Annotated in this window: 23 protein-coding genes; 16 read left to right on the top strand and 7 right to left on the bottom strand. The window is 61.7% G+C overall.

What is annotated here, in order from left to right; genetic code table 11:
• Window positions 1–62: 62 nt before the first annotated feature.
• A complete protein-coding gene (locus ACEE43_RS06950) occupies window positions 63–431 on the bottom strand; it encodes a hypothetical protein (protein ID WP_135013333.1) in 369 nt (122 codons plus the stop codon).
• A gap of 356 nt (window positions 432–787) precedes the next feature.
• Between ACEE43_RS06950 and ACEE43_RS06945 the strand changes: the two genes are divergently transcribed.
• Together ACEE43_RS06945 and ACEE43_RS06940 are read left to right on the top strand one after the other, a co-directional pair.
• The gene (locus ACEE43_RS06945; RefSeq protein ID WP_449107729.1) at window positions 788–1,270 is read left to right on the top strand and encodes an RrF2 family transcriptional regulator; all 483 of its coding nucleotides are present in this window, start codon (window positions 788–790) and stop codon (window positions 1,268–1,270) included.
• Window positions 1,271–1,389: 119 nt separating this feature from the next.
• On the top strand, window positions 1,390–2,577 hold the full coding sequence (locus ACEE43_RS06940) for an FAD-binding oxidoreductase (RefSeq protein ID WP_449107728.1): 1,188 nt from the start codon (window positions 1,390–1,392) through the stop codon (window positions 2,575–2,577).
• A gap of 160 nt (window positions 2,578–2,737) precedes the next feature.
• On the opposite strand, the gene ACEE43_RS06935 is transcribed toward ACEE43_RS06940, so the two are convergent.
• Complete coding sequence (locus ACEE43_RS06935) at window positions 2,738–4,141, bottom strand: phosphomannomutase/phosphoglucomutase (RefSeq protein WP_431463681.1); 1,404 nt, start codon at window positions 4,139–4,141, stop codon at window positions 2,738–2,740.
• A gap of 139 nt (window positions 4,142–4,280) precedes the next feature.
• Between ACEE43_RS06935 and manA the strand changes: the two genes are divergently transcribed.
• From manA to ACEE43_RS06920, 3 genes are all read left to right on the top strand, one after another.
• Window positions 4,281–5,480, top strand: coding sequence for a mannose-6-phosphate isomerase, class I (manA, locus tag ACEE43_RS06930; RefSeq protein WP_431463682.1), 1,200 nt, complete (start codon window positions 4,281–4,283; stop codon window positions 5,478–5,480).
• Between the two features lie 139 nt (window positions 5,481–5,619).
• Window positions 5,620–5,889 (top strand): ACT domain-containing protein, encoded by a 270-nt coding sequence (locus ACEE43_RS06925; protein ID WP_237206077.1) that lies wholly within the window; start codon window positions 5,620–5,622, stop codon window positions 5,887–5,889.
• Window positions 5,890–5,901: 12 nt separating this feature from the next.
• Complete coding sequence (locus ACEE43_RS06920; RefSeq protein WP_449107727.1) at window positions 5,902–7,266, top strand: DUF711 family protein; 1,365 nt, start codon at window positions 5,902–5,904, stop codon at window positions 7,264–7,266.
• Between the two features lie 60 nt (window positions 7,267–7,326).
• Here the strand turns inward: ACEE43_RS06920 and yczE are convergent, their stop codons facing one another.
• The 3 genes from yczE to tmk are packed head-to-tail and all read right to left on the bottom strand — an operon-like array spanning window position 7,327 to window position 9,899.
• Window positions 7,327–8,007: a membrane protein YczE gene (gene yczE / locus ACEE43_RS06915; RefSeq protein ID WP_449107726.1), complete on the bottom strand. Its 681-nt coding sequence runs from the start codon at window positions 8,005–8,007 to the stop codon at window positions 7,327–7,329.
• 33 nt (window positions 8,008–8,040) lie between these two features.
• Complete coding sequence (locus tag ACEE43_RS06910) at window positions 8,041–9,198, bottom strand: DNA polymerase III subunit delta' (protein ID WP_449107725.1); 1,158 nt, start codon at window positions 9,196–9,198, stop codon at window positions 8,041–8,043.
• Window positions 9,195–9,899 (bottom strand): dTMP kinase, encoded by a 705-nt coding sequence (gene tmk, locus ACEE43_RS06905; RefSeq protein WP_449107724.1) that lies wholly within the window; start codon window positions 9,897–9,899, stop codon window positions 9,195–9,197. The genes ACEE43_RS06910 and tmk overlap by 4 nt, the downstream gene beginning before the upstream one ends.
• Window positions 9,900–10,028: 129 nt before the next feature.
• Between tmk and ACEE43_RS06900 the strand changes: the two genes are divergently transcribed.
• The 3 genes from ACEE43_RS06900 (at window position 10,029) to ACEE43_RS06890 (ending at window position 12,408) form a co-directional block, all read left to right on the top strand.
• Complete coding sequence (locus tag ACEE43_RS06900) at window positions 10,029–11,210, top strand: trans-sulfuration enzyme family protein (protein ID WP_346875919.1); 1,182 nt, start codon at window positions 10,029–10,031, stop codon at window positions 11,208–11,210.
• A gap of 12 nt (window positions 11,211–11,222) precedes the next feature.
• Window positions 11,223–11,537, top strand: coding sequence for a DUF2516 family protein (locus ACEE43_RS06895; RefSeq protein ID WP_237207076.1), 315 nt, complete (start codon window positions 11,223–11,225; stop codon window positions 11,535–11,537).
• Window positions 11,538–11,667: 130 nt separating this feature from the next.
• A complete protein-coding gene (locus tag ACEE43_RS06890; protein ID WP_135013359.1) occupies window positions 11,668–12,408 on the top strand; it encodes a phosphoglyceromutase in 741 nt (246 codons plus the stop codon).
• Between the two features lie 97 nt (window positions 12,409–12,505).
• Here the strand turns inward: ACEE43_RS06890 and phoU are convergent, their stop codons facing one another.
• Window positions 12,506–13,162 carry a phosphate signaling complex protein PhoU gene (phoU, locus tag ACEE43_RS06885; protein ID WP_237186984.1) on the bottom strand — a complete coding sequence of 219 codons (657 nt, stop codon included), beginning with the start codon at window positions 13,160–13,162 and terminating at the stop codon, window positions 12,506–12,508.
• 184 nt (window positions 13,163–13,346) lie between these two features.
• On the opposite strand from phoU, the gene ACEE43_RS06880 reads away from it, so the two are divergent.
• Together ACEE43_RS06880 and ACEE43_RS06875 are read left to right on the top strand one after the other, a co-directional pair.
• Complete coding sequence (locus ACEE43_RS06880; RefSeq protein WP_449107723.1) at window positions 13,347–14,594, top strand: sensor histidine kinase; 1,248 nt, start codon at window positions 13,347–13,349, stop codon at window positions 14,592–14,594.
• A complete protein-coding gene (locus tag ACEE43_RS06875) occupies window positions 14,595–15,275 on the top strand; it encodes a winged helix-turn-helix domain-containing protein (RefSeq protein ID WP_449107722.1) in 681 nt (226 codons plus the stop codon). It abuts the gene before it with no gap.
• Window positions 15,276–15,360: 85 nt separating this feature from the next.
• Here ACEE43_RS06875 and ACEE43_RS06870 read toward each other — a convergent pair whose 3' ends face one another.
• Window positions 15,361–15,894 (bottom strand): hypothetical protein, encoded by a 534-nt coding sequence (locus ACEE43_RS06870; protein ID WP_449107721.1) that lies wholly within the window; start codon window positions 15,892–15,894, stop codon window positions 15,361–15,363.
• A gap of 258 nt (window positions 15,895–16,152) precedes the next feature.
• On the opposite strand from ACEE43_RS06870, the gene ACEE43_RS06865 reads away from it, so the two are divergent.
• The 6 genes from ACEE43_RS06865 (at window position 16,153) to rlmB (ending at window position 21,416) form a co-directional block, all read left to right on the top strand.
• The gene (locus ACEE43_RS06865) at window positions 16,153–16,638 is read left to right on the top strand and encodes a CarD family transcriptional regulator (RefSeq protein WP_185173529.1); all 486 of its coding nucleotides are present in this window, start codon (window positions 16,153–16,155) and stop codon (window positions 16,636–16,638) included.
• Window positions 16,639–16,661: 23 nt separating this feature from the next.
• Entirely contained in the window at window positions 16,662–17,438 is a 777-nt protein-coding gene (gene ispD, locus ACEE43_RS06860; RefSeq protein WP_449107720.1) for a 2-C-methyl-D-erythritol 4-phosphate cytidylyltransferase, read from the top strand.
• Window positions 17,435–17,914, top strand: coding sequence for a 2-C-methyl-D-erythritol 2,4-cyclodiphosphate synthase (gene ispF, locus ACEE43_RS06855; RefSeq protein WP_237197658.1), 480 nt, complete (start codon window positions 17,435–17,437; stop codon window positions 17,912–17,914). Before ispD ends, ispF begins: the two co-directional genes overlap by 4 nt.
• A 98-nt stretch (window positions 17,915–18,012) precedes the next feature.
• Complete coding sequence (locus ACEE43_RS06850) at window positions 18,013–18,903, top strand: alpha/beta hydrolase (RefSeq protein ID WP_449107719.1); 891 nt, start codon at window positions 18,013–18,015, stop codon at window positions 18,901–18,903.
• A 2-nt stretch (window positions 18,904–18,905) separates the two neighbouring features.
• Window positions 18,906–20,330, top strand: coding sequence for a cysteine--tRNA ligase (gene cysS / locus ACEE43_RS06845; RefSeq protein WP_346875909.1), 1,425 nt, complete (start codon window positions 18,906–18,908; stop codon window positions 20,328–20,330).
• 105 nt (window positions 20,331–20,435) lie between these two features.
• Window positions 20,436–21,416, top strand: a complete 981-nt coding sequence (gene rlmB, locus ACEE43_RS06840; protein WP_449107718.1) for a 23S rRNA (guanosine(2251)-2'-O)-methyltransferase RlmB — start codon at window positions 20,436–20,438, stop codon at window positions 21,414–21,416.
• Window positions 21,417–21,565: the final 149 nt, after the last annotated feature.

Here is a 21,565-nt window from a genome sequence, read left to right as displayed (position 1 = left end):
GGCAAGGTAATCTGCCGGGGTTCTTGAGCTATCAGGCTTGAGAGACTGCCTCTACCTGCGACTTACAGGGAGATGCGGCCTGAGATGGCGTTCAGCTTGTGACGAGCCAGAGCCAGGTTAGCGGTGTTACGGTCGAGCACCAGGTAGACGAAGAGGCCTGAGGTCTCTGAAGCGTTCAGCACGTTAATCAGGTGGTACTGGGAAGACAGGGTAATCATGATGTCTTCGATGTTGCCGTTCAGACCCAGGTCGTTCATGGTCTTGAGCTTGGCACGTACTACGTTGGAGTTACCAGCGGCAGCAACAGTCAGGTCGAAACCGGGTGAACCGCCGGAGGCAAGAGCCATACCGGAGGAGATATCAACGAGAGCTGCACCGGTTGCGCCTTCAATGGACAGGAGTTCCTGGATGGAGGTATCAAGCTGTGACAAGATAATTCCTTATGTCTAGTTCTGCACCGGCCCGCTACGGGGGAGCGACAGGTGAAGAGACGGTGGGTGCGGTCAGCCTAGCCCTTGTCTTCAGCTGGTGTGTGATGACTGGGTGCGTGCCCGCGAGTGTTTACAGTATCAATACTACTCTCACAGGGGCTCGAACTGCTACAAGTGACTGGACAGGTGTGCCGTGTGAAGCTCCTTGCACCTAAGTGCACTTGCAACCGGTATCTGCTGACGCTGGAGTAATGGTGTGACAGCAGTGATGAGACTGAAGGTTGAATCGTGAACCTTTTTAGCGGTACCGTGAAAGAAAGCTTTATCTGCCCGCCGATGAATTAAGGAGTTGGCCCGTGCGTCTTACCGCATTTTCTGACGTGTCACTGCGCGTCCTAATGCTGCTTTCGGGCCTAGAGGGGGAGCAGATCTCTACCCAGAAAATTGCAGAGGGGGTCGGCACTCCCTACAACCATGTAGCTAAGTCGGTGGCCTTTTTGGCCAACCTGGGGCTGGTGGAATCCACCCGCGGGCGTACCGGTGGTGTTCGCCTGTCAGAAGCTGGCGCCCGAGCCACCGTGGGGCAGGTGCTCCGTGCCTCGGAAGGGGATATCCCCATGGTGGAGTGTGAAGGCGGGGCTAATGACTGCCCCATGCGTCATGCCTGTTCCCTGAAAAAAATTCTGGCTAACGCCCGCGAAGAATTTTTCAAAGTGCTTGATCCCGTTGTTATTTCTGAACTGCCCAACGAGAAGCAGATGGGGCCGGTTTTCCTGGAACTGGGTCTTGGCCCCCTGGCCCAGACGAAAAAGTTGCCCCAGGCGTCCTTTGCCTCATAAGCCGTTTCATCGCCGCTTCCGTACTTCGAGCACGGAGGCGGTTCTTTTTCTCCCAAAACTAGTATTCTGTATGCTAGATTGATGTTGGTTTAACAACACTCTGTCACCAAGGAGGAGCCATGCTCTCTGCTAAGTCCCGCCCCGTCATCGAGGCAACCCTCCCCGTCATCGCCGAGCGGATTAACGACATCACCCCCGACTTCTACCAGCGCATGTTCGCCGCCCGCCCCGACCTGCTCGACGGCATGTTCTCCCGCTCATCCCAGCTCGAAGGCACCCAGCCCAGGGCCCTCGCCGGCTCCATCGCGGTTTTCGCCTCCTACATCCTGGCCAACCCCGATAAGTACCCCGACGAAGTGCTCTCCCGTGTCGCCCACAAGCACGCCTCGCTGGGCCTGCGCGAAGAAGAATACCCCACCGTCTACAAGTACCTCTTCGAGGCTATCGCCGCTAACCTGGGCGATATTCTGACCCCCGAAATCGCAGAAGCCTGGACCGAGGTCTACTGGCTCATGGCCGACGCCCTCATCAAACTCGAAAAGGGCCTCTACGCCTCCCAGGCCAACGACGTCATGTTCGCCCCCTTCCGCCTGGTAGAGCGCAAGGAAACCGGCGAGAACGTGCTCGACCTTACCTTCGAGCCCGCCAACGCAGTTGCCATGACCGACGCCGTTGCCGGCCAGTACGTTTCTATCGTCACCAAGGCTAAGGACGGCCTGCGCCAGGCCCGCCAGTTCACCCTGCTACCCGCCGAGAAGAACCAGCGCCGCGTCGCCATCAAGCTCGATACCGCCGGCGAAATGACCCCCATCCTGCACGAGCTGCAGGTCGGCGCTATCGTTGAGGTCTCCAACCCCTACGGCGACGTCACCCTGGGTGGGTTCGGCGACGACGACTCCCAGCCCCTCTACCTCTTCTCAGCCGGTATCGGCGTCACCCCCATGATCGCCTTCCTGTCCGAACTGGCAGCAACCGGCTCCAAGCGCGAGGTCGTCGTGGTGCACGCCGACCGCTCCTTCACCACCTGGCCCCTGCGCGATGAGATGACCACCTACGTTGAGATGCTCGAAAACGGCCGCCTAGTCTCCTTCATCGAGGCCGCTGGCGAGGGCACCTTCGAGGGCCGCGTCAACGTGGCTGAGCTGAACGTGCCCGCTAACGCCTCTGCCTACCTGTGCGGCCCCCTGGGCTTCATGCAGGGCGTCCGCTCCCAGCTGATCGAAGCTGGCGTGCCCGGCACCAACATCCAGTACGAGATCTTCGGCCCTGACCAGTGGATGCTGCACGACCAGGCCCGTGCCTCCTAAGCTGACCTAAGGGAAGATAGAAAAGGACGCCCGCCCCACCTTCCTTGCCGTATGGCAGGAAAGCGGGGCGGGCGTCCTTGTTTTTACCTTTTGTACCGCACTCCGCTTACTTAAGCCTGAAAAGTGGGCAGGAGCTGGTACAAAATAGGGGTAGTTGAGATTAGCCCTCGCGTACGATCTTCAAGATGGTATCGCGCACGCGCTCCATGGTGGCCTGGTCGGGGGCCTCAAGGTTCAAGCGCAGGAAGGGCTCGGTGTTAGAGGGGCGCAGGTTAGCCCACCAGCCCTCGGTCTTGTGCTCGAAGGTGGTGCCGTCCATGTCGGATACCTCAACGGTGTCACCGAAGTACTCGGCAACGCGGGCGATAGCACCGGCCTTGTCTTCCAGCTCAGAGTTAATTTCGCCGGAGGGGACGTAGGGGGAGTAAGCGGCGCCCAGCTCAGAAAGGGGCTGCTCGCCCTCACCCAGGGCGGCCAGCACGTGCATAGCGGCCAGCATGCCGGTGTCGGCGTTGAAGAAGTCCTTGAAGTAGTAGTGAGCGGAGTGCTCGCCACCGAAAACGCCAGACTCTTCAGCCATAACAGCCTTGATGAAGGAGTGGCCCACGCGGGTCTTGATAGCGCGGCCGCCCAGCTTCTCAACCAGCTCAGGCACGGCCTTGGAGGTAATCAGGTTGTAGATGATTACGGGCTCGTCGTTGCCCTCAGCCTTGGCGCGGGCAATCTCGCGCTCAGCAACCAGGGCGGTGATAGCGGACGGAGTAACGGGCTCGCCCTTCTCGTCGATGACGAAGCAGCGGTCGGCATCGCCGTCGAAAGCCAGGCCAATATCTGCACCGTGCTCAACAACAGCCTTCTGCAGGTCAACCAGGTTGGCAGGCTCCAGGGGGTTGGCGGGGTGGTTGGGGAAGGTGCCATCCAGCTCGAAGTAGAGGGGCACGATCTCCAGGGGCAGGCCGGGCAGGATTGCATCGCCCAGTACAGCGGGGGTGGTCATGCCGCCCATGCCGTTACCGGCGTCTACAACAACCTTGAGGGGGCGGATGCCTGAGAGATCAACCAGGTTACGCAGGTATTCTGAGTAGGCCTTGAGAACGTCCTTCTCAGTTACAGAACCCGGGGTATCAACGGCGGGAATTTCACCCTCGTTCAGGTACTTCTGGGCCAGGTCACGAATATCAAAGAGCCCGGACTCAGATGACAGGGGAACAGCGCCCGCCTTAGACATCTTCATGCCGTTGTACTCGGCAGGGTTGTGGGAGGCGGTGAAGGTGACACCGGCAGCGTTCTCAACGCCACAGGCGAAGTAGAGCTCGTCGGTAGAAATCAGGCCGATGTTGATGACGTTAGCGCCGCGGGCGGTGGCACCCTCAGCGAAAGCGGCCATAAACTCGGGGCCGGAGGGGCGCATGTCGGCGCCCACCAGAACGTCCTGGCCAGCTAGGCCGAGAATGTCTACGAAAGCTGCGCCGGTTGCGCGAACGGTCTCGGCGGTGATGGTTTCGCCCACGATGCCGCGAACATCGTAAGCCTTAAAAGATGCGGTTAAATCAATAGTATTCACGAAAGGTAAGTCTAATTGCCCTGTGACCTGTTTAGACAGTATCCAGACAGATTTCCGGTGTGATTTATGGCGATAAACACCAGGTTTCTGCGCTATAAACTGCGGGGTGGTGAACCCGGGGCATGGTTTGATGGTGCCTATGGGTGAACTTTTTTCTTTAGATAATCCGATTCAGAACTACGCCTGGGGCTCCTATGAGACACTGGCCCTCATGCGCGGCGTCCCTGCCCCCACCGAACAGCCGGAGGCTGAGCTGTGGGTGGGCGCGCACTCGTCCGCCCCCTCCGTAGCTCACGTAGACGGCAGCTCCTTCCCGCTCGATGTTCTGGTGGGCGAGCAGCCTGCCCGCTTCCTCAACCCGCAGCGCACCAGCGACACCTTCCCCTTCCTCTTCAAGATTCTTGCCATTGAATCCCCCCTGTCGATTCAGGTGCACCCCACCGACGAGCAGGCCCAGGCAGGGTTCGCGGACGAGAACGCCCGCGGCATCGCCCTTGATGACCCGGCCCGTAACTACAAGGATCGCTTCTCTAAGCCCGAAACCGTTATCGCCCTGTCGCCCATGCGCATCCTGACCGGTGTGCGCGAGTTCGCGGAGCTGCGCGCTATCGCTGAGCACTTCTCCCTGCCCTGGCTCACCGGTGCTCTGGGCGCGGCTAAGACCGCCAAGGAGCTACTCACCGTCATTATCCGCATGCCGCAGGACGCCGCCGCGGCAGCTGTCGAGCAGACCGTCGCGTCCGCACGCGCTTGGATTGCCAAGAACGGTGAAGTTCCCGGCGCTGAATCAACCGCTGCCGGTGTTGCCGAGCTAGTAATCCTGATTGACAGCAAGTACCCCGGCGACCGCGGCCTGCTGGTCGCTCTGGTCATGAACCTGGTCTACCTTGCCCCCGGCGACTCTGCCTACACTCCCGACGGCCAGGTGCACGCCTACGTCTCGGGTACCGCTATTGAGCTGATGAACCCCTCAGATAACGTCATGCGTGCCGGTCTTACCCCCAAGCACATTGACGAGGAAGAACTCATCAAGATCCTCGGTGAGGGCCAGGGCGCACCTACCATCCAGCGTCCTACCCCCACCAGTGAGAAGGCCGCCGAGTACTCCATGTGGGATGAACGCCTGTCTGTCACCCACCTGGTCGTTGAAGAGGGCGAAACCATCACCCTGCCCCTGGCCGGTGTAGCCACCGCCCTGTGTGCAGGTGGCACCGTTGTGGTCAGCGACGAGGTCAAGACCTTCACCCTGACCGGCACCCAGTCGGTCATGTACGTGGGCGAGCCCACCGAGGTGACCGTCACCGGCGCAGGCGAACTCTACATCGCAGCCCAGCGCTAAGGCGGAAGGACGCCGCCGCGCGGCGCCTTTCCGTCATCTAGAGCAGGTGCGGGGGAGAGCTGGGTAAAGTAGGTAGGGACGACGTCCTGCGCTCTATCCCCAGCCGGGGGAAGGGCCGATAACTCCTACAAGGAAGCCCATGAAAATCATTCTGACCGTCACCGGCCTTGACCACGAAGGCATCATTGCCGGTGTCACTACCAAGCTCGCTGAGCGCAAGGTTAACATCGAGAACCTGTCGCAGACCCTCATGCAGGGCTACTTCACTATGATTCTGCAGGGGAGCTTCGATGATTCTGCCCAGTCGATTACCGACCTGCAAGAGGCTATGAAGCCGGTTGAAGAAGAGCAGCGCGTGCAGATTCGTATTCAGTCTGACGCCATCTTCCAGGCCATGCACACCCTCTAGGAGTTACCGACTATGTTTAGTGACCGTTCCGGTAACGTTCTTGAGACCCTGCAGATGATCGAGGAAGATAAGCTCGATATCCGCACGGTGACCATGGGGATCTCTCTGCTGGATTGCGCCGATTCTGACGGTGAGGTAGCCCGCCAGAAGATTTACGACAAAATCACCTCCCGCGCAGCCCGTCTGGTTGAGGTAGCTGAGGGTATTGAGGCCGAGCTCGGCATTCCCATTATCAATAAGCGTATTTCGGTGACCCCGATTGCCCTGGTGGCGGGTGCCTCGAACGATGAGGACTACGTGGAGTTCGCCAAAACCCTGGACGCCGCTGCTAAGGCTGTGGGGGTTAACTTCATCGGTGGCTTCACCGCCCTGGTTGATAAGGGCGCTACCCCGGCTGATGAGAAGCTCATGCGCTCTATTCCGCGTGCCCTGAACGAAACCGATGTGGTCTGTGCGTCGGTGAATATCGGCTCGTCCCGGGCCGGTATCAACATGACCGCTGTGCGCACCATGGGCGAGGTCATTCGCGAGACCGCTGAGGGCTCCGCTGAAGCCCACGGCTTTGGCTGCTCCAAGCTGGTGGTTTTTGCCAACGCTGTATCTGACAACCCCTTCATGGCAGGTGCCTTCCACGGGGTGCAGGAGGCCGACACCGTTATCTCGGTGGGTGTCTCTGGCCCCGGCGTGGTCAAGCGTGCCCTCGAAAAGGTGCGCGGTGAGTCTTTTGATGCCTGCGCTGAGGCCATTAAGAAGGCGGCCTTCAAGATTACCCGCATGGGTCAGCTGGTGGGCACCCTGGCCGCTGAGCGCCTGGGCGTGGAGTTCGGTATCGTCGACCTCTCTCTGGCCCCCACCGCCGAGGTCGGCGACTCGGTAGCCCACGTGCTCGAAGAGATGGGTCTTGAGTCGGTGGGTACCCACGGCACCGTTGCTGCCCTGGCCCTGCTCAATGACGCGGTGAAGAAGGGCGGGCTCATGGCCTGTTCGCACGTGGGTGGCCTCTCGGGCTCCTTCATCCCGATTTCTGAGGATATCGGCATGATTGAAGCTGCTGCTGCCGGCAAGATTACCCTCGATAAGCTCGAAGCTATGACCGCGATTTGTTCCGTGGGCCTGGACATGGTGGCCATTCCCGGCGATACCTCGGCTGCAACCATTTCTGCCATGATTGCCGATGAGGCCGCGATTGGCGTCATGAACCACAAGACTACCGCTGTGCGCGTCATTCCGGCGATCGGCCTGGAGGTCGGTGAGATGGTGGAGTTTGGTGGTCTGCTGGGCCGCGCCCCCGTTATGCCTGCCCACCCCGAGTCGGCTGAGGTCTTTGTGGCCCGTGGCGGACGCATCCCCTCCCCGGTGCACGGCTTCCGCAACTAACCTCCGCAGTAGGTACCATCTAAATCGGAAAAACCCACCTGGTTGGTGGGTTTTTCTGACTTAAGTGGTACCTACCCCTGATGAGGGGCGCGGACGCGGGGTGAGCGGCACCGTCACGTAGGGCAGGAACCAGCCGATGAGGGGTCCCACAGAAAAAGCGATGAGTAGGGTGCCCACACCGAAGTGGCCGCCCATGGCGATGCCTGCTGCCACCACGGTCACCTCTAGTACGGTGCGTACTAGCCAGACGGGGCGGCCGGTGACGCGCACCAGCCCGGTCATGAGCCCGTCGCGCGGTCCGGAACCGAACTGGGCGCCCAAGTAGAGGGCGTCAAAAAAGGAAAAGGCCAGAATGCCTACCGCCAGATAGACCCACTGGGTCAGCACCCCGGCGGGGTCGGGAATGATATCCATCGCTACATCGGCCGATAGGCCCACCAAAATAGCGTTGGCAAGGGTGCCCAGCCCCGGCATTTCTTTGAGGGGCAGCCAGAAGAGTAGCACCACAAAAGAAGTAATAATGGTCAGCGCCCCGTAGCTCATGCCGGTGATTTCCATCAGGCCCAGGGTGAGTACGTCCCAGCCCAGGGCGCCCAGGCCAGCCTTAATGAGTAGGGCACAGGAGGCCCCGAAACCTACCAGACCGACCACGAGTAGGGGCAGGCGCAGGGCAAGTTTTCCTGCGCGCAACTGCTGCAGAGGCCCAAGGTGGTCGAGCGGACGGGGAGCGGACTGGGCCATGTGGGTGCTTTCTGGCAGGAGAAGGGCAGGGAGCTAGGCGATGAAGCTGGTCATCATGGCTTCGAAGGCCAGTCGGGCGCCGGCGTTGGTGCGGATGCGGCGGCGGGTGGTAGCGACCGTATCGAGGTGGGCTAGGGTGCGCTCGGGGCTGGTGCGCTCGGCGTAGGCGTAGATGTCATCGGCTAGGTGGGCATTGATGATGTCTGCCCCGGTGGAGAGCTGCACGGTGAGCACATCGCGGAAGACGGTTTGAATGTCGGCCAAGAACCTGTCGAGGGTATCGGTTTGAATGCGCTTGGCGCGGCGTTTTTGATCTTCTTCGAGCTGGCGCACCTGGGCCCGGTGGGTGGGGGAGAGCTTCTCGCCGTCCTCATAGCCTAGGGCCGTGAGCAGGGCAGAACGCTCGGCTTCGTTACGGGCTTCGGCGTCCGCTTCGGCTTCTGCCTCGGCGATGGTGATCAGGTCGTCGGCGGCCTCCATGGCAGCGGCAATGGAGCGCAGAGTGATGGGCATCTGCACCACGGTGCTGCGGCGTTTGCGGGCTTCGGGGTCGGTGGCTAGCTTGTGGGCTACTTCCAGATTGCCCTGGGCCAGGCGGGCTACGAAGTCTGCCTGGTGGGGCTCAAGCGGGGTACCGCTTGCCTGCGCGTCGGCAAGGAGCCGGGCGGCGACGTCCGCCACCGAGGGCAGGCGCAGCTTGACCGGGCGGCAGCGGGAGCGGATGGTTACCAGGACGTCCGCGGGCGAGGGGGCGGTGAGCAGCCAGATGGTGTAGGGCGGGGGCTCTTCAATAGCTTTGAGTAGCACGTTGGAGGTGCGTTCGGGCATGCGGTCGGCGTCCTCAATGAGCATGACGCGCCAGCGCCCTACCGCGGGGCGATCCTGGGCTTTGACCACGAAGTCACGGGCTTCTTCGATGGTGATGGTTGTCTTTTCGGTGGTGAAGTGCAGGAAGTCGGCGTGGGAGCCGCTGAGCACCGTCTGGCAGGAGCGGCAGTGCCCGCAGCCCCGGGCAGCCGGGTCTGGCTGGTCGCAGAGCAGGGCGGCGGCGAAGGCCAGGGCAGCGGTGGAGCGTCCCGCACCGGGAGGGCCGGTGAAGAGCCAGGCGTGGGTTGGTTTCTCTTCGGCGGCGGCGCGGGTGAGCTGGGCGCGTACGTCGAGCTGGCCGGTGAGGGTGTCAAAGACGCTCATGCGATACTCCCCAGGGCCGCTGCCAGCACGTCGGCGTGGACGTCCTCGATGGGGCGGGCGCCGTCAATGCGGGCGTACCGCTCGGGGTTGGCGTCGGCTAGCTGCTGGAAGGTGGCGTGTAGGGTGCGGTGGAAGGTGTCATCTGCTGACTCCATGCGGTCGGCGGCGCCCCGGGCACCTGCGCGGGAGCGTCCTTCGGCCAGGGGCACATCGAGCAGAATGGTGGTGTCGGGCAGCAGATTAGAGGTGGCCCAGCGGCTGAGGTCGACTACGGTGTCAATGCCCAGGCCGCGGCCTGCCCCCTGGTAGGCGGCTGAAGAATCAATGTAGCGGTCGCAGAGCACCACCTGCCCGGCTTCAAGGGCGGGGCGGATCTTCTGGTGGGCGTGGGCTGCGCGGGAGGCAGCAAAAATCAGGGCCTCGGTGTGGGGGTCAATCTCACCGTTGCCGTGCTCAAGAACCAGGGTGCGGAGTTTCTCACCGATATCGGTTCCGCCGGGTTCGCGGGTGACCAGCACCGAGTAGCCGCGTTCGGTTAGGGCGTCGGCCAGGAGTTTAATCTGGGTGGTTTTGCCCGAGCCGTCCCCGCCTTCGAAGGCGATAAAGGTGCCGGGGTAGGGGCGGGCCGCGCTGCTCGCGTCCGCCGGGAGGGTGCGGACGCCCGGGTCGGCTTCTGGGGTGTAAGAAAGTGCGTGGGTCACGGGTATAAGCCTACCAAGGCGCTGCGCCTGCCGTCCGGTCTACCCGAGACTACTCTCTAGCCCGTCCCATATGTCACCCTGTGGCGTACCCCTGGCACTGGGCCTAGTGCTGCGCGTATCGTTGAATCTATGACTGAACAGAACCTCTCACCCGAAACCCGCCTGGTGGCTGGTGGTCGCCCCGCCCACGACGATCTGGCTCCCGTGAACCCGCCGATTGCCATGTCGTCCACCTTCCGCCAGACCGGCCCCTCAGACCTCAACACCTACGCCCGTTTCTCCAACCAGAGCTGGGACGGTATCGAAGAGGTCGTCGCTGACCTTGAAGGGGCTGCGCTGCCCGGCCTGGTCTTTGCCTCCGGTATGGCAGCCGTTGCCGCGGTGCAGGACCTGGTACCCGTTGGCTCTATTATTCTGCTGCCCGAGCACACCTACATGGCATCTGTGTCTATGGCCAAGCGCCTCGAAGCCCGCGGTATCACCACCGTGGTCCGTCTCGACATTGAAAACACCGAGTCCGTCATTGCCGAACTCGAAAAGGCAGCTGCCACCGCGGGCGTCACCCCCGAGACCGTCAACTACGCTGCCCCCAAGGTGCTGCTGTGGATGGAGTCCCCCACCAACCCCATGATGGAGGTCGCCGACCTGCCCGCCGTCCTCGGCGCCGCCAAGCGTCTGGGCATTGTCTCTGCCGTTGATAACACCTTCGCAACCCCGCTGGGGCAGAACCCGCTGGCCCTGGGTGCCGACGTGGTCGTCCACTCCGCCACCAAGTCCATCGCCGGTCACTCCGATGTGCTGCTGGGCATCACCGTCACCTCTAACCCGACCCTGCGCGAAGCCATGCAGGCCCACCGCACCACCAACGGCGCTATCGCCGGACCCTTCGAGGCCTGGCTGGGCCTGCGCGGCGTCCGCACCCTGGGCGTCCGCCTAGAACGCGCCGCCGCTAACGCCCTCGAACTGGCCCAGCGCCTGCAGACCCACCCCGCGGTCAAGGCCGTGCGCTACCCCGGCCTGCCCACCGACCCCGGGTTCGAACGGGCGTCCGCACAGATGCGCACCTTCGGCTCAATCCTCTCCATTACCCTGGACGCCACTGCCGAAGAAACTGACCGCGTAGTGCAGGCCCTGAACATTTGGACGCCCGCCACCAGTCTCGGTGGCGTAGAATCACTGATTGAACGCCGCCGCCGCCACGGTTCGGAGCCGCACTCAATCCCCGAGTCGCTGCTGCGCCTGTCGGTAGGTATCGAGAACGTCGATGACCTCTACAACGACCTAGCTGCGGCCCTCGACAACCTCAAGTAACGAACGGACGCCATGACCCCTATTGACCTGATTGTGTTGGTTACCTACTACGTGGGCCTTGCCCTGGCCCTGGTAGTTGCCGCCCTGTCGATTTTCGCGCTGATTGAGGCCGCCCGCGCTTCAAGCTACGCCTACCAGAGCGCCTTCAAACGTACCAAGGGCTTCTGGGTTGGCGTGACCGCTGCCTCGGCTGCTTTCTCTGTACTGATGGTCTGGCAGTCCATGGCCGTCGGTGGCGGGTCTGTCTTCATGCAGCTCATTGCCGCAACCGCCGTGGGCGTATTCCTCGCGGACGTCCGCCCCGCCGTAGCGGTGCGCCGCCGCTAGCCGCAGCTTGCGTTAAGGTCTGAAAAACCCACACATATTCACGAAGAAACCCCCGGAAAAGACCGGGTTTTCCGTGAATATGTGTGGGTTTATCTTTGCTTTGGGGGTTGGGAGTGGGATAATAGGGAGTATGACTTACAAATTGGTACTGCTCCGTCACGGGCAATCAGAATGGAACGAAAAGAACCTCTTCACCGGCTGGGTAGACGTTGCCCTGACCGAGAAGGGTCGCGCCGAAGCCACCCGCGGTGGCGAACTGCTGAAGGAACGCGGCATCCTCCCCGATGTCGTCCACACCTCCCTGCAGCGCCGCGCCATCAACACCGCCAACCTGGCTCTCGATGCTGCTGACCGCCACTGGATTCCCGTCAAGCGCAACTGGCGCCTGAACGAGCGTCACTACGGTGCGCTCCAGGGCAAGGACAAGACTCAGACCCTCGAAACCTATGGTGAAGAGCAGTTCATGACCTGGCGTCGCTCCTACGACGTTCCGCCTCCGGCCCTCGACGACAACGACGAGTTCTCCCAGGCGAACGACCCCCGCTACGCAGACATCGAGAACGCTCCCCGCACTGAGTGCCTGAAGGACGTCCTCGAGCGCATGCTGCCCTACTGGGAGTCAGACATCAAGGAAGACCTGAAGGCTGGCAAGACCGTTCTGGTTGCTGCCCACGGTAACTCCCTGCGCGCCCTGGTCAAGAACCTCGAAGGCATCTCAGATGAGGACATCGCCGGTCTGAACATCCCCACCGGTATCCCCCTCTACTACGAGCTCGACGAGAACTTCAAGCCCGTTGGCCCCGGCGAGTACCTCGACCCCGAGGCTGCTAAGGACGCCATCAAGGCTGTTGCTAACCAGGGTAAGAAGTAAATCCCCGGTAGGTACCACTTAAATCAGAAAAACCCACCAACTAGGTGGGTTTTTCTGATTTAAGTGGTACCTTCTGACGGAGATGGTACCTACCAGCCTAGATGCTGGGCACCGCGTTCCAGTCGCCGGTAACCAGGTAGGTGACCTTACGGGCTACCGAGACACCGTGATCGCCAAAGCGCTCCAGGTAGCGGGATGCCAGGGTGACGTCAACGGTGACCTGGGCGTTCTGACCCCAGTCAGGAGCTGCCATACGGTTGAAGACCTCAACGTGCAGCTCGTTGATGCGCATCTTGTTCTTGATGATGTCCTGGGTGTGGGAGAGCTCGCGGGTTTCCAACAGGCTAATGACGCTGGCAATGATTTTCTGATCCAGCTCGATGATTTCGCGGAAGACCGGCACGATGGATTCGGGCAGGACGTGCTCGGGGTAGCGCATGCGGGCCACCTGGGCCACGTGGCGGGCAAGGTCACCCATGCGCTCCAGGGAAGAGCTCATGCGCAGGGCGCCAACAATCATGCGCAGGTCGGAGGCTACCGGGCCTTGCAGGGCCAGAATGTCGATAGCGCGCTCATCGAGTTCGTTTTGCATGAAGTCGATGCGGGCATCGTTGGTGATGACCTCTTCGGCTTCTTGAATATCAGCCTGCAAGAAGGCGTCAGAAGCACGACCGAGGGCTTCTTGAACCAGGGTAGCAATATGAATCAGCTCTTCGCCGACGTGCTGTAGTTCGGCTTGGAAGACTTTGCGCACGTGCGCGTCCTTTCCATCTGGGGAAGTGTGGGGTGCCGGGCAGACTCCTGCCCATAGCTACCCCTTTAGAGTGCCAAGGCCACATGAACACAAGCACATGGTTGGGTAAACGTTAGTTGAACCCCGGGATATTTGGGGGTCTGCGGGGCGCGGGGTAGGGCCGGTAGGCTCTAAGCTGGTAGATGTGAACCCTACTGTGATTGCTTTGTCTGCCGCTGTGCTGGGGCTCCTCATCGGCGTGGTGAGCATGCTCGCCGTGCAACGGAGTGAGCGTCAGCGCGCTCGCTGGGCCGACGTTGAAGAGCCGACCATTAGCGACGGCGCCGCCGAGGTGCTGGCGGTCATTGGCCGCGCCTACATGGTGGTGGACGCCGTGGACGGCGTGGTGCAGGCTTCTCCGGGCGCCTACGCCTTAGGGCTGGTGCGCGGGCATACAGTGGTCTCTGACGAGCTGCTAGAGATGATCGGCGCGGTGCGGTCCAAGGGCATCATCGTCGAAAAAGAAATTATCTTAACCCGCGGTTTTTACGACCAGAGCCGCCTGGTGATTGACCTGCGCGTGGCCCCGGTGGGCGATGAGTACATCTTGGTGCTGGCCGATGACCGTACCGAGATCGCCCGCGCGCAGACCGTCCGTACCGACTTTGTCGCCAACGTATCGCACGAGCTCAAGACGCCGGTGGGCGCGGTGGGGCTCATGGCCGAGGCCATCGAGTCGTCGGCTGACGACCCAGAGTCGGTACTCTATTTTTCGGGCAAGCTCAAGAAGGAATCCCAGCGGCTGGCAGCCCTGGTGCAGGACGTCATCGAGCTCTCCCGCCTCCAGTCAGCCGATATGGTACTGAGCTCCACCCTGGTCGATGTTGAGCAGGTGGTTGCCGAATCGGTCGACCGTAACCGCCTCACAGCCGAGGGCAAAAACATTGAACTTCTGGTGGGCGGAAAGGCCCCCCGCCCGGTCCACGGCGACCCCGAGCTGCTGGGCACCGCCCTGCGTAACCTGATTGAGAACGCTATTCGTTATTCGCCCGAGAACACCAAGGTGGGCATCGGTATGGCTGTGAAGGGTGACACTGTTAGAATTTCTGTGAAAGACCAGGGCCCGGGCATTCCCGAGGACGAACAGGACCGCATCTTTGAGCGGTTCTACCGGGTTGATCCGGCGCGTTCCCGCCAAACCGGGGGCACAGGCCTGGGCTTGAGCATCGTGAAGCACATTGTGGGCCAGCACGGCGGCGAGGTGACCCTCTGGTCCCAGCCCGGCTCCGGCTCGACCTTCACGATTGCCCTGCCCATTGTCGATGAAGAAACCGAACAGGACCTGCTGGGGGAGCACCCGCCGACGGGATCCCTTACCCAGATAACAGACCACAACACCAACGCTGCTCCGCGCCCCGCGGGGTCGGCTCAAACTGCGAAGGAAGCAAAGTAAGTGACCCGTATTTTAGTGGTTGAGGACGAAGAGTCGCTGAGCGAGCCCCTGGCCTTTTTACTGGGTCGTGAGGGCTTTGAGGTGCAGGTGGTCGATAACGGCCTGGACGCTGTGGTTGAGTTCGAGCGGAACGGTGCAGACCTGGTGCTCCTCGACATCATGCTCCCCGGCCAGTCCGGTACCGAGGTCTGTAAGCAGATTCGCGCCACCAGCGCGGTTCCCATCATCATGCTGACCGCTAAAGACTCAGAAATCGATAAGGTTCTCGGCCTTGAACTGGGTGCTGACGACTACGTCACCAAGCCCTATTCCTCCCGCGAGCTCATCGCCCGCATCCGCGCCGTCCTGCGCCGCCAGGGCGAACCCGAAGAGCACGACGCCGGGGCGATTGAGGGTGGCCCGGTACGCATGGACGTTGAGCGTCACGTGGTGACCGTATCCGGTGAAACCATAGCCATGCCCCTCAAGGAGTTTGAGCTGCTTGAGATGCTACTGCGGAATGCAGGACGCGTGATGACGCGCTCGCAGCTGATTGACCGGGTCTGGGGTGCTGACTACGTGGGTGATACCAAGACTCTTGATGTGCATATTAAGCGCCTCCGCTCCAAGGTTGAGCCCGACCCCTCGTCTCCGCGCTACGTGGTTACCGTACGCGGCCTGGGCTACAAGTTTGAACCCTAAACCGGCACCCTAAGCTGGGCAAAGCAGTGGGGCGGGCCCTTCAGGTACCTGAAGGGCCCGCCCCACTCTTTAAAGCGAAAGGGTCTTAGCTGTTGACGCTAGCGGTTTCAGTAGCGCTGGGAGTAGCCGCTGCGGTGGGCAGGTAGGGGGCGTACTCGTCTAGGGTTCCATCAAGAACGGGCAGGCTGAATGCTTCGGTGCTCTCACCGATGATACCCTCAGCTTCGATAATCAGACCGGGAGCCTTAGGGGTGGAGGGGATGATGACTTCGTTGGCGTCATTTTCGAGAATGACAACTTCGCCGGCTTCAACAGCGACGGAGAAGGACTCCCCGTTACCGACGTTAAACGTAACGGTCTGGTCGGTTTCACCCATGTTGTAGACGGTGCCGAGCACGCGACCGGGCTGACCTTCACCCTCAGAGATAACGAGCATATTGCGCATATCAACGCGCTGACCCTGGGGCCACATGGTGAAAGAAACGCCGTCGCTGGCATCGTAGACGATGGTGGTGGCGGGCTGGTTGGTGTAGGTGCAACCGGTGGTGGCCAGCAGGGCTCCAGCGATGGCAACGAGGGCGCTGGCGCGCTTGACGGTCACAGAAGCGGTGTTCTTCACAGCTCTAGCTCCTTGTTGGGGTATGTAGTCTGCCGGTGGGGCAGAGAAAGTGTGTGTGCTCCGCGCCGAGGTACGGAATTTTTGGTCTGTTCAGGTCACATTCTATCTGGTTTAACGACAATACGTCTGTATCAACGGGGCAAAAGGGCGTAAATGAAGCACACTGGTTCGCTGAGAGCACCGGGCCTATTTTGAGACTTTAAGGGTGCTGTCTTTCGTTGCATGGTAGAATAGGTAGGCTGAAAGGGGTTTATCCATATGGTTTTTGAGGTTGGCGAAACAGTCGTTTACCCTCACCACGGTGCCGCAACGATTGAAGAAATCAAGATGCGCAAGATCCGTGGCGAAGAGAAGATGTACCTGAAACTCAAGGTCGCTAACGGTGACCTGGTCATTGAGGTGCCCGCTGAGAACGTCGATATGGTGGGCGTGCGCGACGTCGTTGACGAGCGCGGTCTGCAGGAAGTCATCGACGTGCTCCAGGCTACCGATACCGAAGAAGCAGCAAACTGGTCCCGCCGCTACAAGGCTAACGTTGAGAAGCTGGCATCTGGCGATGTGCTGAAGGTTGCCGAGGTCGTGCGTGACCTGTGGCGCCGTGAGAACGACCGCGGTCTGTCGGCTGGCGAGAAGCGCATGCTGGCTAAGGCCCGTCAGATTCTGTCGTCTGAGGTTGCCCTGGCTAAGGACATCGACGAAGAAGCTGCCGAGGTCGAACTCGATAAGATTCTCGAGGGCGTCTAAACTTTCGGGTATGCTCACTAGCTGTGAGCACTCTAGATTTTTCTGATACAGCGGGCACCGCAACCACTTCTGGTGGTTCGGTGCTCGCTGTTGTTATTGTGGCCGCCGGTTCCGGTTCGCGTCTGGGCGCAGGTGTGCCCAAAGCTGCGGTAGAGGTGGCCGGTCGCACGCTGTTGGAATGGGCACTGACCGGTGCCCTAGCGTCGGGCGTGGTAGCTCGGCTGGTGGTGACGGTGCCCCCGCAGGATGTTGAGCTGCGACAGATCTGCGCCCGGTACGGTGCCTTGGCGGTGTCCGGCGGCGCAACGCGCGCCGAATCGGTGACGGCCGCCCTGGCCGCGATTGCGGACGCCGCCCCCCTGCCGGGTGCCCCCGAGCAGCTGCCCACCGGCGTCCTGGTGCACGATGCCGCCCGCTGTTTCACCCCTGCCAGCGTCTACCACCGGGTGGCTGCCGCCCTTGAGGCGGGGGAGAAGGCTGTAATTCCGGTGCTGCCCGTGGTCGACACCATCAAAACAGTGGATAATCATGGGTACGTGAGCGGTACCCCAGCCCGGGCGCAGCTGCGGGCTGTGCAGACCCCCCAGGGCTTTGACCTGGCTACCCTTGTGCAGGCCCACCGCGATGTAGCCTCCCTGGCCCCCGAGGTTGCCGAAAGCATCACCGATGATGCCATGCTGGCTGAAACCCTGGGGCTACCGGTTGCGACCGTCGAGGGAGCCGCCGAAGCCTTCAAGATTACGACCCCCCTTGACCTGACCCTAGCTACAGCCCTCTACGACGAAAAGAGAGAATCATGATTCCCCGTATTGGCACCGGCACTGATGTGCACGCTTTTGGTGAAGAAGGCACCGAACTGTGGGTGGCAGGTTTGCACTGGCCGGGCCAGCGCGGGCTCTCAGGCCACTCGGACGGCGACGTGGTGGCCCACGCGGCTGCTGACGCCCTTTTTTCGGCTAGTGGCACCGGCGATCTAGGCTCCAATTTCGGGGTGGATCGGCCCGATATGGCAGGTGCTTCCGGTGTGCGGATCCTCTCTGAAGCTGCTGCCATTGTGCGGGCCGCCGGGTTTGAGATTGGCAACATTGCGGTGCAGCTGATCGGCAACAAGCCCAAGTTCTCCCCGCGCCGGGAGGAGGCCAACCGCGTCCTGTCTGAGGCCGCCGGTGCCCCGGTGACCGTCACCGCCACCACCACCGATGGGCTGGGGCTGACCGGCCGCGGCGAGGGCGTGGCAGCTAGCGCTGTTGCCCTGGTATACCGTAAGGACGCTTGAGCCAAGGCCCAGCGTCGGGTGCACTCAGAGGCGGGGTCAGTCAGCGCTACAATAAGCCTGTCCCTGTTAACACCACCCCAAGCTGTAAAGAAGTACCTGTGAACGCCGACCCCCTTGAACCCCGCCCTCACCTGCTAAGCCAGGACGGGGGACGCGTCATCGCCTGGCACGAATTTGGGCAGAAAGAAGCACCCACAGCTACCGTCATCTACTGCCACGGCACTCCCGGTACCGGTTATGAGGCCCTCTTCCTCGATGAGGCGGCCAGAGAACTGGGTATCCGCATTATCGCCCCGGACCGCCCGGGGCTGGGAGCATCGGATGCCGTACCCCACCGGCTGGTGGGCACCTGGGCAGAGCGGGACGTTGCAGCCATCATCGACCATCTAGAGCTTGACCGTTTCAGCGTGATGGGCTTTTCCGGCGGCGGGCCCCACGCCATGAGCCTGGCAGCCCTGCACCCCGAGAAGATAGACCAGCTCATCCTGCTAGCCCCCTTCACCCACCATCCCCTCTGGGAAACCCGGCTGGGCCTTAACCTCACTCCGCTGCGCGTCCACATGTCGCACCTGACCCTCTCCTGGTTCCCCAAGCCCCTGATAGACCTGACCGCCCGCGCCGTCAGTCGCCCGCTGGCGTCGGCCTCGACCCTAGCTTCAGCCCTGGGCCGAGACGTGCAGGGGCACACCGCCGCCTACCGCATGGCGGTCTCCCACGATTACGCCCTGCAGTTCTCCATCAAAGGCGGGGTGCAAGACGAGTACGCAATTCAGGACGACTGGGGATTCGCAGAGTCCACCGTTAAAGCCCCGGTCCATCTCTGGGTAGCCGGGCGCGATCTGGCCATCAAACCCGCCCGCGCTCGCAACTTAGGGCTCCGCCTGGGGGCTCAGATTCACGAGCTGCCGAGTGATGGACATTTTTCCCTGCTGATTAACCATGCGGCAAGCGTCCTCGCACCGGTTCTACAGCGCACGGTAAACTGTTAGGCGTGACTCTACGTTTTTATGATTCAGCAACAGCAAGCGTCCGTGATTTCACCCCGGTTCACCCCGGCGAGGCCCGCATCTACTACTGCGGTGCCACCGTTCAGGGTGCCCCGCACATTGGGCACGTACGTTCGGGCCTGGTCTTTGACCAGCTCTCCCGCTGGCTGACCTACCGCGGTTACAAGGTCACCACGGTTCGTAACGTCACCGATATCGACGACAAGATTCTGGTGAACTCGGCTGCCTCTTTTGAGCCAGGCTATGCCGGTGAGCACCCGGCTGAAGAGTGGTGGGCCCTGGCCTACCGCTTCGAGCGGGTCTTTGGCCAGGCCTACGCCTCCCTCAATATCGCACCCCCCACCTACGAGCCGCGCGCTACCGGGCATATCCCCGAGATGTTTGCCCTCATTCAGCGCCTCATTGACCGCGGCCATGCCTACCCGGCGACCGACGGCTGCGGCGACGTCTACTTCGATGTGCGCTCCTGGGAGAACTACGGTGCCCTGACCCGCCAGAAGATTGACGATATGCAGGACGCGCCGGACGCCGACCCCCGCGGCAAGCGCGACCCCCGCGACTTTGCCCTGTGGAAAGCTTATAAGGAGGGTGAGCCCGTCACCGCCTCCTGGGATTCCCCCTGGGGTAAGGGACGCCCCGGCTGGCACCTAGAGTGCTCCGCCATGGCGGGTAAGTACCTGGGCGAGACTTTTGATATTCACGGCGGCGGCCTCGACCTGCGCTTCCCCCACCACGAAAATGAGATGGCCCAGTCCCAGGCAGCCGGCTACGGCTTTGCCAACTTCTGGATGCACAACGGTCTGGTCAACTACGAGGGCGAGAAGATGTCCAAGTCCATTGGCAACATCATCACCCCCGCCCAGATGCTCGAAGCCGCCCGCCCCCTGGTCGTCCGCTACTACCTGGGCCAGGCCCACTACCGCTCCGTCCTCGACTACCACCCCACCTCTCTCGAAGAGGCGCGTGTAGCCGTTGAACGCGTTGAAGCCTTCTTGGCCGCAACCCGCGACTACCATCGTGAAGACGCTGCGGTACCCGAGGCCTTTGCTGAGGCCATGGACGATGACCTCAACATCCCCAAGGCTCTGGCTGCTCTGCACGCGGGCGTCCGTGCCGGTAACGCAGCCCTGGCTGCCGGTGAATCCGCCCAGGACGCCGCCGAGCAGGTCTACGCTATGGCTAAGGTGCTGGGGCTGGTTGAGCTCATGTCCTTCAGCCAGGCAGGGGCTGCCGCCAACGAACCCGGCGAACACGCAGCGCTTGACTCTCTGATTCAGACCATGCTGACCCAGCGTGCCGAAGCCCGTGAGGCTAAAGACTGGGCCCGCGCAGACCAAATCCGTGACGCTCTGGCCGCCGCCGGTATCACCGTCAAGGACGGCGCATCCGGCTCCACCTGGTCCCTCTAGGCCTCATAGCCCTCCCGCTACCGTGCTCCATCTCTCGCCCCACAGGGGGCAGGGGGTCGGTAAGCTAGAAAACAATTCATAGACATCAAACAAAGGACACACCCCATGGCGAAGGCAGGCTCACGCCCCGGCGCAACCAACAAAAAGAAGGGCCCCACCAAGGGCACCGGCGGCCACGGCCGTAAGGCCCTCGAAGGCCGCGGCAACACCCCTAAGGCCGAAGACCGCGTCTACCACAAGGCCTACAAGATGAAGAAGGCCGCCGAAAACCGCAAGGCAACGAACACCCTGCGGTCCCGTCAGCCCCGCCTGGGCGGCAAGCGAGCCTCCGACGAACTGGTCACCGGCCGCAACTCCGTGCTTGAGGCCCTGCAGACCGAGATTCCCGCCAAGACCCTCTTCGTCATGTCCCGCATCGAGGTCGACGACCGCGTCCGCGACATCATGACCGAAGCCAACAAGCAGGGTCTGCCCATGCTCGAAATCGGCCGTAACGAGCTGGATCGCCTGACCGACCACGCCGTCCACCAGGGCGTTGCTCTGCAGATTCCCCCCTACAAGTACCCGGACGCCGGCAACCTGGTTCTCGACACCATGGATCTCTGGTACGACAAGAAGATGAGCACCCCGCCGCTCTTCGTTGCCCTGGACGGCATTACCGACCCCCGCAACCTGGGCGCCATCATCCGCTCCGTCTCAGCCTTCTCGGGTAACGGCGTCATCATTCCCGAGCGTCGCTCGGCAGCTATGACCGCCTCAGCCTGGAAGACCTCATCCGGTGCTGCTGCCCGTATCCCCGTAGCTAAGGCCACTAACCTGACCCGCGTGATCCAGCAGGCTAAGGACGCCGGCATCTTCGTCGTCGGTCTGGACGGCGGCGGCGACATAGACCTGCCCAACCTTGAACTAGCCTCTGAACCGCTCATGATTGTTGTTGGTTCAGAAGGCAAGGGGTTGTCACGACTGGTCACCGAGAACTGCGACCAAATCGTTTCGATTCCCATTAGCTCAGCGATGGAATCGCTCAACGCCTCCATGGCAGTAGGAATCTCCCTCTACGAGGTATCCCGCCGCCGAGCTGCCTAAGCTTCTTATAAGAACGAAGTGCTCTCCCGCGATAGCGGGGGAGCACTTCTTGTTTATCTAGTCTGATTTATCTAGTCTGAGGGGCGGGACGCAGGCTCACGAGGGCTTATGTGAGCCAGAATAAGGGTCTGGCTCACAAAAAATCCCTA

This window comes from Rothia sp. 11254D007BW, from assembly GCF_053548195.1.
The sequence above is the reverse complement of the archived record's forward strand: the minus strand, read 5'-3'. Positions and strand labels throughout refer to the sequence as shown.

What these genes read in the sequence shown, in the direction of transcription:
- ACEE43_RS06940 (WP_449107728.1), top strand. Translation starts at nt 1,390, where the DNA reads ATGCTCTCTGCTAAGTCCCGCCCCGTCATCGAGGCAACCCTCCCCGTC.
- manA (WP_431463682.1), top strand. Translation starts at nt 4,281, where the DNA reads ATGGGTGAACTTTTTTCTTTAGATAATCCGATTCAGAACTACGCCTGG.
- ACEE43_RS06925 (WP_237206077.1), top strand. Translation starts at nt 5,620, where the DNA reads ATGAAAATCATTCTGACCGTCACCGGCCTTGACCACGAAGGCATCATT.
- ACEE43_RS06920 (WP_449107727.1), top strand. Translation starts at nt 5,902, where the DNA reads ATGTTTAGTGACCGTTCCGGTAACGTTCTTGAGACCCTGCAGATGATC.
- yczE (WP_449107726.1), bottom strand. Translation starts at nt 8,007, where the DNA reads ATGGCCCAGTCCGCTCCCCGTCCGCTCGACCACCTTGGGCCTCTGCAG.
- ACEE43_RS06910 (WP_449107725.1), bottom strand. Translation starts at nt 9,198, where the DNA reads ATGAGCGTCTTTGACACCCTCACCGGCCAGCTCGACGTACGCGCCCAG.
- ACEE43_RS06900 (WP_346875919.1), top strand. Translation starts at nt 10,029, where the DNA reads ATGACTGAACAGAACCTCTCACCCGAAACCCGCCTGGTGGCTGGTGGT.
- ACEE43_RS06895 (WP_237207076.1), top strand. Translation starts at nt 11,223, where the DNA reads ATGACCCCTATTGACCTGATTGTGTTGGTTACCTACTACGTGGGCCTT.
- ACEE43_RS06890 (WP_135013359.1), top strand. Translation starts at nt 11,668, where the DNA reads ATGACTTACAAATTGGTACTGCTCCGTCACGGGCAATCAGAATGGAAC.
- ACEE43_RS06865 (WP_185173529.1), top strand. Translation starts at nt 16,153, where the DNA reads ATGGTTTTTGAGGTTGGCGAAACAGTCGTTTACCCTCACCACGGTGCC.
- ispF (WP_237197658.1), top strand. Translation starts at nt 17,435, where the DNA reads ATGATTCCCCGTATTGGCACCGGCACTGATGTGCACGCTTTTGGTGAA.
- rlmB (WP_449107718.1), top strand. Translation starts at nt 20,436, where the DNA reads ATGGCGAAGGCAGGCTCACGCCCCGGCGCAACCAACAAAAAGAAGGGC.